Raw genomic sequence first — 13696 nt, 5'->3', positions numbered from 1 at the left:
GTTACAATTTTAATAAAACTTTTCTAAATTCGGCTTATCCGAGATAAAAAACGTTGCGCATTATACGCTTAAACCAATATAAAATCAAAATAGCTACTGAGACTTTTCAAGTTAAATATTGGTTATTTTTTTAGCATCTAAACTTAACTTAAAACAAATCCCCTTGTTTTCATCCTTAAAACTGTTTATCATCTGTTACATCTTTTATGCGACTATAGCTCAGTTGGTTAGAGCACCACCTTGACATGGTGGGGGTCACTGGTTCGAGTCCAGCTAGTCGCACCATTTACAATCCCAAGCTTTATTAGCTTGGGGTTTTTCTTTTTCGATCTCACCTTAATTTGAATGAATCTTTTCTGGATAATCACATATATAAATGAAAATAATTTGCATTGATTGACGTAAACGTTTTCGCTATACTTTGGGCTCTTTTATTATCTATTGGAAAGCGATTATGAATTTTAAATTAAGCCTTATTTCAACTGCACTTTTAACCAGTTTTTCCATTTCTACGTTTGCAGAAACTGAGCAAACCGTAGATACAAACACCGAGACGCTTGAGCAAATTAACGTTCAAGATACGGGAATTAAACAAAATGGTTATCAAACGACAGGGACATCAGTTGTATCAAAAGCTGAATTGCCTGTATTCGACACACCAAACACAGTAAATATTCTTTCAACCAAACTACTAGAAGATCGCAAACCTGAATCACTCATTGATGCGCTTTATAACGTCAGTGGTGTGAGTCAAGCGAATACGTTAGGTGGTATGTTTGACTCTATTCAAAAACGTGGTTTTGGTGGAAACCGTGACAACTCAATTATGCGTAACGGTTTACAAGCTGGTCCAGCTAAAAACTTTAGCGCGACAACTGAAACTGTTGAAGTTTTAAAAGGACCTGCATCTGTACTTTATGGTATTCAAGATCCAGGTGGTGTGGTTAATATCATTACTAAAAAACCACAACAAACGCCACGTTATGTCGTTGGTGGAACCTTAGGTAATCATAGCCTGTGGGGAACGCAATTAGATTTTACTGGTGGGTTAGGAAATGGTTTCGCTTACCGCTTTATCTATGACAAACAAGAAAAAGACTACTGGCGTAATTTTGGCAAAGTGAAAAATACCACTTACGCACCATCACTTTCTTGGGAAAATGATAAAACTAAAGTACTTCTTTCTTATGAACACAAAGATATTCTTGAGCCATTTGATCGTGGTACAAATCTTTTAACGGCAACTAATGCATTACCGGATATCCCAGTATCGCGTCGTTTAGATGAACCAAATAATGAAACAACCGCAAAAACCGATAACATTGATTTCAAAATTGAACACAAATTGAGTGACGGTTGGAAATTAAATGCGGGTTATAGCTATGCTCGTTACAAATATTTCTACGATCAAGCTCGTATTACAAATATTAACGTTAAAACTCGTACAGCCCGCCGTGCAATTGAACAGCAACAAGGCGATCAACGCGTTCATAGCGGTACATTAAATATCGTTGGTGAATTTGGTATCGGTGATATTGCTAACCGCTTTGTAGCGGGTATTGATGCAATGCGTAATATTCGTGATCTTGGTCCTATTTATAACCAAGGCATCATGAATTCTGATATCAATATTGATCATCCAAACTATACCAGCCCTGTTGCGGAACATAAAAATGGTAACGGCAACGCCTACCAATATAACTATCTCAAAACCGTTGGTGTTTATATTCAAGATACCGCCTACTTTACCGATAACTTTATCATGACGGGTGGTTTACGTTATGAGTACTTTGATCAATTTGCAGGACGTTATTGCTTAAATGCAGCAAACTGTAAAAAAGGTCAAAATCTAACAAAAACCGGAAATACCGATCAGCACGATGGTAAATTATTGTATCAATTAGGTGCCGTATATAAATTTACGCCACATATTGCAACCTTTGCGAACTACTCTGAGTCTTTCCGTCCACAAATGAGTGTGGCAACACCTGTTAGCGGCGATTTAAAACCAGAACAAGGTAAATCTTTTGAAATTGGTGCAAAATACGAAAACTCAGGCTTTAATGCAACACTAGCATTATTCAATATCAGCAAACGTAATGTAGCTGAGGCTGTTGGGTCTGGTTCAAATGCGCAATTAAATATCGTCGGCAAACAACGTTCTCGTGGTGTGGAATTCGATCTTAATGGTCAAATTACGGATAGTCTAAGCGTAGCGGCTAACTATACCTACACCAAAGTAAAATCACTTGAAAATGAGCGTTATCCTGATGCGGTAAATCAACAACTTTCTGGTGTACCGAAACATCAAGCTTCCCTGTTCCTAGCTTATAACGTAGGTGAATTTGATTTTGGTAACATCCGTGTTGGTGGTGGTGCTCGTTATTTAGGTTCTTGGCATGCTTATAACAGTGATTACACCAAAGCATACAAATTACCTTATGCCGTGGTATATGATGCCTTTATTGCTTACGATACCAAAATCTCTGGCAAGAAAGTCTCTTTCCAACTTAACGGTAAAAACTTAACAGATAAAACTTACTATCCATCCACTTCTGGTAACGCAACAAATACGTTAATCCCTGTTGCATTAGGTTATGGACGTGAATTTATCTTCAACACGAAAGTTGAGTTTTAATTAAGCGCACAATACGAGGGCGAATATTTCGCCCTTTTTTCGTTTTTTACTTTATGGATAATCAATGAATTGGCAAACTGAACTTAACTCAAGTTTAAGCTGGATTTTGACCGCACTTTTCTGGGTGATTGTGTGCTTTAGCGTGACGACACTGGTACTCAAACAAACCACATTCGGTCAGAAGTTTTGGCATATTGCATCTCCTTCGATTAATCGCCGTAACAGCATCAAAATCATCGTTATGCTACTGGTGTTGTTTACCATGATTTTGTTAGAAGTGCGTTTCAGCGTACTCAACTCTTTTTTCTATAACGGGCTTTATAGCTCAATGCAGGAATTAGATGCGGATAAGTTTTGGTTCTTTGCAAAACTGAATGCCCTCTTAGTATTGGTACAAGTTATCCACTCCATCGCCGATTATTTCTTGCAACAAGTATTTGAAATCCGTTGGTTGGAAAGCTTGAATAAAGTCCTTGTTAAACGATGGTTAGAAAATAAAAAATACTATCGAATCAAATACGAAAAAGATCTGCCCGATAATATTGATCAACGTATTGAGCAAGATGCACGTGAATTTATCAGTAGTACCGTCAAAATTGTGCGCGGTATGATTAATTCTATTTTGACTACCATTGAATTCACTATCATTCTTTGGTCACTTTCTGGAATATTAAGTCTTTTTGGCTTGAATATCGAAAAAGGCGTTGTTTTCTTTATTTATGCCTTTATTATCCTGGCAACATTAATGTCTGTATGGATTGGTCACCCTTTGATCAAGCTGAACTTCAATAAAGAAAAACTCAATGGTGACTACCGTTATTCTTTAATTCGAGTGCGAGATAATGCGGAAAGTATCGCATTCTATCAAGGTGAACAGCAAGAACAGCATTTATTGAAAAACAAATTTGCCGAAATTATTCATAACCGTTGGGCAATTGTATTAAGAATGTTGGGATTAGACGGCTTTAATGGAAGTGTCACGCGCGTTGCAAAACTCTTACCGTTAATGCTGCAAGCGCCTCGTTTTTTTACTGGACAAATCAAACTGGGCGATATGCACCAAACTGTACAAGCATTTAACCGATTAATGACCGCCCTTTCCTTCTTCCGTTTGTTCTATGAAGAGTTTACGCTCTATCAAGCGCGCTTAAATCGTCTTTATGGTTTTATGACTAAGTTGGATAAATTAGATCATTCAGAGGTTCATCAACCCATGAAATGTTCTAACCGTGTTGCGTTATCAAATTTTGGTATTAAAGATGAGCAAGGCAGATTGTTGCTTAATAACTTAAATATTAAATTAAAAAATGGTGATGCTTTATTAATTCAAGGTCCATCTGGCACAGGGAAAACATCGCTATTAAAAGCAATGGCGGGAATTTATCCTTTTGAGACAGTTGGTCTAGTGGAACATCCTTGTGTGACCAGTTTATTCTTACCACAACGTCCTTATATACCACAAGGCACGTTACGTGAAGCGATTTGCTATCCAGACATTGATCCTTATCATCCTGAATTGGAAAAAACACTCGCGGATTGCTGTTTGGATAAATATCTTCATAGTCTTGATGTAGATAACGATTGGCAAGCGATTTTGTCACCGGGTGAATTACAGCGCGTGGCATTCATTCGGATTTTACTGACCAAACCTGAAGTGGTCTTTTTAGATGAAACCACATCAGCACTTGATGAGCCAACAGAGTATCTGCTTTATAAAACAATTAAAGAGCGCTTACCGAATATGATCATTCTAAGTGTGGGTCATCGTGGTACATTACATCAGTTCCATAACAAACAATTGGATTTGGCAGTCTGCATCGTCTAAATAACAAAAGGCTAAATTATATTTAGCCTTTTCTTTTTACTACGCCCGTACAATTGCTTAGAACTTGCACAATGCTTGCTACACACCCCAATCCCCCCTATAATTCCCCCAATTTTTCTAATTTCATTTTCACAATGTCAAATAAAACCATTGCAAAAAATACGCTATTTCTGTACATCCGAATGCTTTTCAACATGGGAGCCATGCTGTATATCTCTCGTGTGGTATTACAGATTTTGGGTGTAGAAGATTTTGGTATCTATAACATTGTGATGGGGGTCGTGGTCTTATTTTCCTTTTTTAATGGTACAATGACCGCCACCACTCAGCGTTTTATTAACGTAGAAAAAGCCTCGAATGACATCCAACGTGTCAATAAAGTCTTTAATATTAGTATCTTAAATCACCTACTCATTATTTTTATCGTATTCGTGTTAGCTGAAACCGTCGGTTTATGGTTTTTAAATCACAAATTAGTTATCCCCACTGAACGCTTGCAAGCGGCAAATATCGTTTACCAATTAGCCTTAATTATTGCTCTTGTTGAAATCATCAAGGTGCCATTCAATGCCATGATTGTTGCACATGAGAAAATGGGATTCTATGCGTGGTTGGGATTAGGTGAGACCATCTTAAAACTGACTTCTGTCTTTATTTTAAGTCATATCACACATTACGATAAGTTGATTACTTATGGCTGCTTATTGCTTTCGGTTAGCTTAATCGTGCTCTCTCTTTATGTGTTATTCACTAAATATTATTTCAAAGAAGCCGCACGTTTCCGTTTATATAAAGATTTAAGCAAAACCAAAGAAATGGTGAGTTTTTCTGGTTGGATGCTTATGGGACAGGTTGCCTATGTAGGTTCAACACAAGGCTTGAATATGGTGTCTAACTTATTCTTTGGCGTAGCAGTCAATGCAGCTGTCGCTATTGCGACTCAGGTAGAAGGTGCTGTTTATAGCTTTGTGAATAATTTCCAAATGGCAGCTAATCCGCAGTTGGTTCAATCTTATGCGGCAAAAGATTACGATCGCAATCGTCAATTAATTCTTGGCATTTCAAAATATTCACTTTATTTAATGGCGATTCTCTCTGCGCCTGTATTGTATTTCACCCATACCTTACTGACATTTTGGCTAGGCGATCATCTTCCGCAATATACTGAACAACTTGTACAAGCTATTATTGCTTGCTTATTGATCAGTGCAATGGCTGGGGCATTTTGGATGAGTGCATTAGCCATTGGCACATCCACCGTAAAACAATACAATATCATCGTGGCGTTAATTGATCTTTGCACGGTGCCATTGGCTTATTATTTGTTCACACTTGGTTATAATCCAGTGTTTGCCTTTGTGGGTAAATTTAGTACGATGGTCATCTCACAAATCTATCGATTATATTTTATTAATAAAAAAATTAAATTTAGCCAAAAAGAATTTGTCTCATATTTAGTGAATGTCGGCGTGGTGTTTGGCCTGCTATTAGGTATCATCTATATATCCGATACTACCCGCAGTTATTCTTTATTAGAATTTATTGGACAATCCATCATCTTAGAAATGGTATTAATCTGTGTCATTTTAATCTTCGGATTAAACACAGCAGAAAAAAATTTCTTGTTTAGCTATTTAAAGAAAAGAGTAAAAAAATGAATCAACTCCTTATTGATTTAAAAAATAAACTGAATCCTATTGTTGAACTGATCAAAGATAAAAACGACGTATTTTATTTTGACTACCCGCTTCATTTGAACGGGGGCGATTTATTGATTTATCACGGTACAGAACAATTTTTTAAAGATCACAAAATTAACGTGACCTTAAAACGCTGTGAATACGATTTAGATCTTGAAGAAGTCAAAGCAAAAATCACACCGAACACCACTATCCTTTTACATGGTGGCGGCAACTTTGGTGATCTTTATCCGCAGCATCAAAAAATCCGTGAAGAAATGGTGACACATTTTCCGAATAATCGCATTATTGTGTTGCCACAAACCGCTTATTTTAAGCACGAAGAAAATCTACAAAAATCAGCCGCACTTTTCCATAACCACGGTGATTGCCATTTACTGGCGCGTGACGAAAGAACAGCGAATTTATTTGCACAATTTTCTGATCATGTTTATTTATCACCGGATATGGCGCATCAGCTTTATGGCACCATGGAAATCAAACAAGGCACAACTGGCGAACAACTTTATTTCTTGCGTAAAGACATTGAAGCAAGTGATGTAGAAAAAAATATCTTAGCGCAACTGCCCGCTAACAGTAATGTTAAAGACTGGGAAGACATTCTTTCAACCGAAGATGATGTGGTTTTAGCATTAAGCTGGCGAATGAGTAAAATGGCCAATAAATTTGGTTTAAATTGGCTAAAAGATCTCTGCCATCAATTCTGGTATGCCTATACTCAGCGCATTGTAAAACGTGTTGCGCAAGTATTCTTAGCGAACGACAAAGTGACCACAACTCGCTTACATGGTCATATTTTCTCTTGCTTGTTAGAAATTCCAAATCGTGTTTGCGATAACTCTTATGGCAAAAATAGTAGCTATGCGAAATTATGGACAAAAGAGCTAGATTTCGTTGAATTGGATAAATAATGTTTGAATTGAAAAAACTCATTACCGCTATGATTCTCCCCCCATTTAATATTTTAATTTTATGGGGACTTTCACTTATTCTAGCTAAATTCAATTTCAAAAAATTAAGCCGAATTTCAACCGCACTTGGTTTCTCACTACTCTATCTTTTAAGTATCCCTTACACCGCACAAGTACTTAAAGATAGCCTCATTACTGAAGATCATTTGACACTGCAAGATTATCAACGAGCTCAAGCGATCGTTTTACTTGGCGGTGGCTTGCGTGATAGCAAAGAGCTTTATGCACCATTAGCTTCAACAGGTATTCAACTTGAACGCTTACGTTATGCTGCTTTCTTACAAAAAGAAACCCACTTGCCATTATTAATTACAGGGGCAAGTCCAACAGGCGCTATTGAGGCAAAAATCGCCGCAGAAGAGCTCCAAAACTTCTTTAATGTGCCAACCAAATGGATTGAACCTAAAGCACTTACCACCAAAGAAAATGCCCTTTTAACCAAACAAATATTAGAAAAAGAAGGTATTCATAAAATTATTTTAGTTACCAATGAATGGCATATGCAACGTGCAAAATTATTATTCCAACAACAAGGCTTTAATGTGTTACCTGCGAGTGTAGGTGAAGGCATTACGCCTGACAGTTACGGACTCAATATGATGCATTTTATTCCGCAAGGTGGCGCAATTACGAAAAATATGCAATTACTCAAAGAGTGGATTGGATATTGGAAAGAGCGCTAAAGTGCGGTCAAAAGATTACAAATTAGATAATGTAAAGAGGAAAAAACATGAATCAAATTACACGCGAACAAATGCTTCAAGTATTCGAAAATCGCTGTTCCACACGTTATTACGATCCGAATAAAAAAATTAGCCAAGAAGATTTCGCAGCAATTTTAGAATTTGCTCGTTTATCACCAAGCTCAGTCGGTTCTGAGCCATGGAAGTTCTTAGTTATTCAAAATAAAGCATTACGCGATAAGCTCAAACCTTTTAGCTGGGGCATGCAATATCAATTAGATGATTGCAGCCATTTAGTGGTCATTCTTGCGAAGAAAAATGCTCGTTATGACTCTGCTTTCTTCCGTGATGTTTCGGTGCGAAGAGGTTTACAAGGCGAGCAATTAGAAAAAGCCTTGGAAAAATATAAAGGCTTACAAGAAGTTGAAATGAAAACCGCAGAAAGCGAGCGTGCATTATTTGACTGGACAAGTAAACAAACCTACATTGCATTAGCGAATATGCTAACTGGTGCTGCCGCTATCGGTGTAGATTCTTGCCCTATTGAAGGCTTTAACTACGATAAAATGAATGAAGTTTTATCTGCAGAAGGTCTCTTTGATCCAAGTGAATGGGGCGTATCCGTGGCAGCAACATTTGGTTACCGCGCAAGAGATATTACGAAAAAATCTCGTAGACCAATTGAAGAAATTGTCACTTGGGTTGAATAATTCAGTTTTGAATAAATGGGCAGCAAACGCTGCCCTTTTCTTTATCCACCAAACAAGGCTGCGCCACCTGTTACAGCTCCCAGCATGCCATATAACAAGCTTAGTGCAAAAAAGATCATCATTGCGCCTGCAATACATTTGATCATGGCTTCGCCTTTTTGATTAGCACCTGCAAAACCATACCAATGGCCTAAACGAGTCGCGACATTTCTCGCATAGCGTACTAATGCTGCAAAAAGTGAAAGCATTAAACCCGTACCCAAAGACATAGCAAACGTAGCTAAAATCCCCCACCAATACAGATCCAGCATATAGGCGAGAAAGAGCACAAAAATGGCGCCACTACACGGTCGCATACCAATGGTTAAAATCACTAAGAGTTGAGATTTTAAATCACCCGATTGCTTAAGCTGTTGATCATTGGGTAGATGTTGATGTCCACAACTACATTGCACTTGGCTTGCTTTTCTTTGTTCATATCGAAATGGCGAAGCCGCTCCAATCTGTTTCGGCAATGATTGAATCGATGTTATACGAAAAGCTTGTTTTTTCTTCAAGCCTTTCAAACCTTGAGTAATCCAGTAAACCCCTAACAACAATAATAAAATGAGTGCGCTACGTTCCAGCCATAACTGACTTAGTTTAAAATATTTTGAGGAAAGATTAAGTATCACAACTACAATGGACGTTGCTGTAACAGCGACAAAACCTTGCATGAGAGAGGAAAGTAAACTTAAGCGTACGCTGGTTTTAAGCTGGCTTTCATGAGTAGAAAGATAGCTAGCGATAATAAATTTTCCATGCCCAGGCCCTAAAGCATGTAATACACCATAAGAAAAGGCAGCAAAAATTAACCACAATCCTGCTGTAGATGAATGTGCTTGAATCTGGTGTAAATTTTCAGAAATCAGCTGATTAAAGGCTTTTTGCCAATCGGCTACTTGCACAAAAAGCCAAGGTAGCAAGGCAAAAATAATCATCAATAAACCGATAAAGAGTGCGGTCAGTTTTAACTTCATTTTTTTATTCACATTTAATTTTTACTTTCTGCGCAAACAATACACCAAGAGAATCATCTTCATTTTTTTGAGATTTATCCAATGATGAAGCGTAGGATTTAATTTTTTCATCGACATTAGGTTCGAGCACTTCCCCTTTGCAGTTTGCAGGAAGTGCTGAAAAATCAACCGCTCTTTTACCTATTTCAGCATAACGCATTGCCACATAATAGGTGCTATCATAAGTCATTAGCGTAAATTCATTATTTTGCAAAGTCTGTGGCTGAGCTAAAAGAAAATCAAAATAATACTCCACCTCATTTCCTTTAACACGCATGCCATAATTTTCAGGCTGTTTTTTATATTTAATTTTGTGATTTTCTTTATCAAAGACATAACTAAAGTAATGTTCATTCACAACGTTTGCCATTACCTCATCAACTAATTTCTGTTGCGCTGCTTTATCCCCTTTCGTCTGCATCATGTCATACAATACGGCTGAGGAACTGGCTTCATCCAGTAACCATTGGGTCGAAAAACCAATTAATTCATTATCTTTCACTAACAGTTTGGTTTGCATATCAATAAAGGCATGAGGATGTGAGAGAACTGAAAAAGGAAACATGAGTAATAATCTAAGAAATAATTTTTTAAACATAAATGAGAAAAAAGTTGAATAACTCAATAGACAGATTTTATCACAAACAGTTCCAAGCCTAAATCGAATAAAAATCAGCCTGAAAATAAAAAATTATGTAATTTTATTGATTTTTATCAAAAAATAATTCATTCGTGTTTTCCTTATAACTGAAAATTATGTATTATTTATTTCGTCAAGTGATTGGTGATTGCTTGATATTCATAAAGTTCCTAAATAAAATAATCATAAATATAGCTAAACTACTTTCCTACCACCCTGTATGGGTGGTTTTTTTTGCCTTTCAAATAGCTTATTCCCGAAACATCAAGTAAAATAACCGCACTTTTATTCATAACATCGAGAGAATTATGTCAACGCAATTTGTATATACGATGCACCGTGTCGGCAAAGTGGTGCCACCGAAGCGTCATATTTTGAAAGATATTTCTTTAAGCTTCTTCCCTGGTGCAAAAATCGGGGTGCTCGGCTTAAATGGTGCAGGTAAATCAACCCTTTTACGCATTATGGCGGGCGTGGATAAAGAGTTTGAAGGTGAAGCGCGTCCACAACCGGGTATTAAGATTGGTTATCTTCCACAGGAACCAAAACTTGATCCTCAACAAACCGTGCGTGAAGCGGTAGAAGAAGCCGTTTCTGAAGTAAAAAATGCACTGACTCGTTTAGATGAAGTTTATGCACTTTATGCCGATCCTGATGCGGATTTCGATAAATTAGCAGCTGAACAAGCAAACCTTGAAGCTATTATTCAAGCACACGATGGCCATAATTTAGATAACCAATTAGAGCGTGCGGCTGATGCATTACGTTTACCGGATTGGGATGCCAAAATCGAGCATTTATCTGGTGGTGAGCGTCGTCGTGTGGCGCTTTGCCGTTTATTGCTCGAAAAACCAGACATGCTCTTATTAGATGAACCAACCAACCACTTAGATGCGGAATCTGTAGCATGGTTAGAACGCTTTTTACATGACTACGAAGGTACTGTTGTAGCGATTACCCACGACCGTTACTTCTTAGATAATGTTGCAGGTTGGATCTTAGAGCTTGACCGTGGTGAAGGTATTCCTTGGGAAGGCAACTACTCTTCTTGGTTAGAGCAAAAAGAGAAACGTTTAGAGCAAGAACAAGCTACTGAAAACGCACGTCAAAAATCGATTGCAAAAGAGTTAGAGTGGGTTCGTCAAAATCCTAAAGGTCGCCAAGCAAAAAGCAAAGCACGTATGGCTCGCTTTGATGAATTGAACTCTGGCGAATATCAAAAACGTAATGAGACTAACGAACTCTTTATTCCACCTGGTCCACGTTTAGGTGATAAAGTGATTGAGGTAGAACATCTCACTAAATCTTATGGCGATCGCACTTTAATTGATGATTTATCATTCAGTATTCCAAAAGGTGCTATCGTGGGTATTATCGGGGCGAATGGTGCGGGTAAATCTACCCTATTCCGTATGCTTTCTGGTCAAGAACAACCTGATAGTGGCTCAGTGACAATGGGTGAAACGGTGGTACTTGCCTCTGTCGATCAGTTCCGTGACTCAATGGATGATAAGAAAACCGTATGGGAAGAAGTGTCTAACGGACAAGATATTCTCACTATTGGTAACTTTGAAATTCCAAGCCGTGCGTATGTTGGACGCTTCAACTTCAAAGGCGTAGATCAACAAAAACGTGTGGGCGAATTATCGGGTGGTGAACGTGGTCGTTTACACTTAGCTAAACTTCTACAACGTGGTGGTAACGTACTGTTATTGGACGAACCGACCAATGACTTAGACGTTGAAACCTTACGTGCGTTAGAAAATGCGATCTTAGAATTCCCTGGTTGTGCAATGGTGATTTCCCATGACCGTTGGTTCTTAGACCGTATTGCGACTCATATTTTAGATTACGGTGATGAAGGTAAAGTAACATTCTACGAAGGTAACTTCTCAGACTACGAAGAGTGGAAAAAGAAAACTTTAGGCGAAGCAGCTACACAGCCACATCGTATTAAATATAAACGTATTGCAAAATAAGCAATCAAAGTGCGGTTACTTTTGATCGCACTTTCCTTTTACATCTGGAGTGACTATGTTAGTTTATTTGCACATTGTTTGTGCCTTTTTAAGTTTAGGATTATTAATTATCCGTGGGGGAATGCAATTAAGTGGGAAAGATTGGCGAGCAATTAAGCTGCTAAAAATTTTACCGCACTTAGTTGATACACTTTTAATTGCAAGTGGCTTAACGATTTTCTTCTTGGTCGGTTATCAGTTACAAAGCTGGCTTATCATGAAAATCATCATGCTTGTTTTTTATATCTTCTTCTCGGCTAAATATTTTAGTCGCAAAACTACAAATCCAAATAATGTATTTCTGGTATTTGCTGTATTAAGTTTCTTGGGTGCAATTTTCTTTGCTTACCAACCAGACTTCATAGAAAGTTAATCATAAAAAAATCCATCTTCAATTGAAGATGGATTTTTTGTTTTATCTTAGCCACCTGCTAATTTTACTTTAAACCCTTTTTGTTCTAAAAGTTGTTTTAGTAAATCACGTTTTTCGCCTTGAATCTCAATATTGCCGTCTTTAACTGAACCACCGCAACCACACCGCTTTTTAAGTTCAGCCGCTAACTTTTTCAATTCATCATCAGTTAAATCTAGCCCAGTAATCACTGAAACGCCTGCACCTTTTCGACTACTGGTTTGTTTTTGTATGCGAACCACTCCATCACCTTTAGGGCGTTGTACTAGTTGCTTTTGCTCTTTAATTCTACCTGCTTCGGTAGAATAAACTAAAGTACTCTCTGTCATGTTACAAAAGTGATGAATTAATTGAACGAAGCACTTCTGCTGGATTTTTAGCTTGAGTAATTGGGCGACCAATCACCAAATAATCAGAACCTGAACGAATAGCCGCAGCAGGAGTCATAACGCGACGCTGATCACCAAAATCACTTCCAATTGGACGAATCCCCGGTGTGACTAATTTAAAATTAGGACCACAAGTATTACGTAAAATCTCCACTTCTTGTGGTGAACAAACGACGCCATCTAATCCTGCTCGCTGTGTTAAATGCGCAAGACGTAAAACATGTTCAAGTGGTGAAGAATTAATACCGATTTGTAATAAATCTAAATCTTCCATACTAGTCAATACAGTTACTGCGATTAATAAAGGTGCATCTTTTCCATAAGGCTCGAGAATTTTTTTCGCCTCTTCCATCATTTTCAGCCCCCCACTAGCATGGACATCAACCATCCATACCCCTAAATCAGCTGCAGACCGCACTGCTCTTGCCACAGTATTTGGGATATCATGAAATTTAAGATCGAGGAAAACATCAAATTGACGCTCGTGTAATTGCTTGACGAAATTTGTCCCTAGTGTAGTAAACATTTCTTTACCCACTTTTAAGCGACATAAGTTTGGATCAATTTGATCCACGAGGGATAGCGCTTGCCCTTCCGTTTCGTAATCCAATGCAACGATTACTTTACTATTCATAATTTTACCTCACTGTGT

12 protein-coding genes and 1 tRNA gene are annotated in these 13696 nt (G+C 37.8%); 9 read left to right on the top strand and 4 right to left on the bottom strand.

Annotated features, from left to right (window positions below; genetic code table 11):
- The first annotated feature begins 208 nt into the window (after positions 1-208).
- From EL215_RS07615 to EL215_RS07585, 7 genes are all read left to right on the top strand, one after another.
- Positions 209-285, top strand: a tRNA-Val gene (locus EL215_RS07615).
- A 169-nt stretch (positions 286-454) separates the two neighbouring features.
- Positions 455-2638, top strand: coding sequence for a TonB-dependent siderophore receptor (locus tag EL215_RS07610; protein ID WP_126471261.1), 2184 nt, complete (start codon positions 455-457; stop codon positions 2636-2638).
- A gap of 64 nt (positions 2639-2702) precedes the next feature.
- On the top strand, positions 2703-4463 hold the full coding sequence (locus EL215_RS07605; RefSeq protein ID WP_126471259.1) for an ABC transporter ATP-binding protein/permease: 1761 nt from the start codon (positions 2703-2705) through the stop codon (positions 4461-4463).
- A gap of 134 nt (positions 4464-4597) precedes the next feature.
- Positions 4598-6121: a lipopolysaccharide biosynthesis protein gene (locus tag EL215_RS07600; protein WP_126471257.1), complete on the top strand. Its 1524-nt coding sequence runs from the start codon at positions 4598-4600 to the stop codon at positions 6119-6121.
- A complete protein-coding gene (locus EL215_RS07595) occupies positions 6118-7074 on the top strand; it encodes a polysaccharide pyruvyl transferase family protein (protein ID WP_126471255.1) in 957 nt (318 codons plus the stop codon). The genes EL215_RS07600 and EL215_RS07595 overlap by 4 nt, the downstream gene beginning before the upstream one ends.
- Positions 7074-7817, top strand: a complete 744-nt coding sequence (locus EL215_RS07590; protein ID WP_126471253.1) for a YdcF family protein — start codon at positions 7074-7076, stop codon at positions 7815-7817. Before EL215_RS07595 ends, EL215_RS07590 begins: the two co-directional genes overlap by 1 nt.
- A 47-nt stretch (positions 7818-7864) precedes the next feature.
- Positions 7865-8527 carry an NAD(P)H-dependent oxidoreductase gene (locus EL215_RS07585; protein WP_126471251.1) on the top strand — a complete coding sequence of 221 codons (663 nt, stop codon included), beginning with the start codon at positions 7865-7867 and terminating at the stop codon, positions 8525-8527.
- Between the two features lie 41 nt (positions 8528-8568).
- On the opposite strand, the gene zevB is transcribed toward EL215_RS07585, so the two are convergent.
- Both zevB and zevA read right to left on the bottom strand, forming a co-directional pair.
- Positions 8569-9546 carry a zinc transporter permease subunit ZevB gene (gene zevB, locus EL215_RS07580; RefSeq protein WP_126471249.1) on the bottom strand — a complete coding sequence of 326 codons (978 nt, stop codon included), beginning with the start codon at positions 9544-9546 and terminating at the stop codon, positions 8569-8571.
- Positions 9547-9550: 4 nt separating this feature from the next.
- Positions 9551-10183 carry a zinc transporter binding subunit ZevA gene (gene zevA, locus EL215_RS07575; protein ID WP_126471247.1) on the bottom strand — a complete coding sequence of 211 codons (633 nt, stop codon included), beginning with the start codon at positions 10181-10183 and terminating at the stop codon, positions 9551-9553.
- Between the two features lie 350 nt (positions 10184-10533).
- On the opposite strand from zevA, the gene ettA reads away from it, so the two are divergent.
- Positions 10534-12204, top strand: coding sequence for an energy-dependent translational throttle protein EttA (gene ettA, locus EL215_RS07570; RefSeq protein WP_126471245.1), 1671 nt, complete (start codon positions 10534-10536; stop codon positions 12202-12204).
- A 55-nt stretch (positions 12205-12259) separates the two neighbouring features.
- Complete coding sequence (locus EL215_RS07565) at positions 12260-12616, top strand: SirB2 family protein (protein WP_164757070.1); 357 nt, start codon at positions 12260-12262, stop codon at positions 12614-12616.
- A gap of 47 nt (positions 12617-12663) precedes the next feature.
- Here the strand turns inward: EL215_RS07565 and yciH are convergent, their stop codons facing one another.
- Together yciH and pyrF are read right to left on the bottom strand one after the other, a co-directional pair.
- Entirely contained in the window at positions 12664-12984 is a 321-nt protein-coding gene (yciH, locus tag EL215_RS07560) for a stress response translation initiation inhibitor YciH (protein WP_126471242.1), read from the bottom strand.
- A gap of 1 nt (position 12985) precedes the next feature.
- A complete protein-coding gene (gene pyrF, locus EL215_RS07555) occupies positions 12986-13678 on the bottom strand; it encodes an orotidine-5'-phosphate decarboxylase (RefSeq protein WP_126471240.1) in 693 nt (230 codons plus the stop codon).
- Positions 13679-13696 lie beyond the last annotated feature (18 nt).

It is taken from the genome of Haemophilus parainfluenzae, assembly GCF_900638025.1.
Taxonomy (GTDB): Bacteria; Pseudomonadota; Gammaproteobacteria; order Enterobacterales; family Pasteurellaceae; genus Haemophilus_D; species Haemophilus_D parainfluenzae_J.
Note: the sequence above shows the minus strand (reverse complement) of the source record. Positions and strands in the feature narration are given on the sequence as shown.

Coding starts and splice junctions, on each gene's coding strand:
- EL215_RS07610 (WP_126471261.1), top strand. CDS start 455: ATGAATTTTAAATTAAGCCTTATTTCAACTGCACTTTTAACCAGTTTT.
- EL215_RS07605 (WP_126471259.1), top strand. CDS start 2,703: ATGAATTGGCAAACTGAACTTAACTCAAGTTTAAGCTGGATTTTGACC.
- EL215_RS07600 (WP_126471257.1), top strand. CDS start 4,598: ATGTCAAATAAAACCATTGCAAAAAATACGCTATTTCTGTACATCCGA.
- EL215_RS07595 (WP_126471255.1), top strand. CDS start 6,118: ATGAATCAACTCCTTATTGATTTAAAAAATAAACTGAATCCTATTGTT.
- EL215_RS07590 (WP_126471253.1), top strand. CDS start 7,074: ATGTTTGAATTGAAAAAACTCATTACCGCTATGATTCTCCCCCCATTT.
- EL215_RS07585 (WP_126471251.1), top strand. CDS start 7,865: ATGAATCAAATTACACGCGAACAAATGCTTCAAGTATTCGAAAATCGC.
- zevB (WP_126471249.1), bottom strand. CDS start 9,546: ATGAAGTTAAAACTGACCGCACTCTTTATCGGTTTATTGATGATTATT.
- zevA (WP_126471247.1), bottom strand. CDS start 10,183: ATGTTTAAAAAATTATTTCTTAGATTATTACTCATGTTTCCTTTTTCA.
- ettA (WP_126471245.1), top strand. CDS start 10,534: ATGTCAACGCAATTTGTATATACGATGCACCGTGTCGGCAAAGTGGTG.
- EL215_RS07565 (WP_164757070.1), top strand. CDS start 12,260: ATGTTAGTTTATTTGCACATTGTTTGTGCCTTTTTAAGTTTAGGATTA.
- yciH (WP_126471242.1), bottom strand. CDS start 12,984: ATGACAGAGAGTACTTTAGTTTATTCTACCGAAGCAGGTAGAATTAAA.
- pyrF (WP_126471240.1), bottom strand. CDS start 13,678: ATGAATAGTAAAGTAATCGTTGCATTGGATTACGAAACGGAAGGGCAA.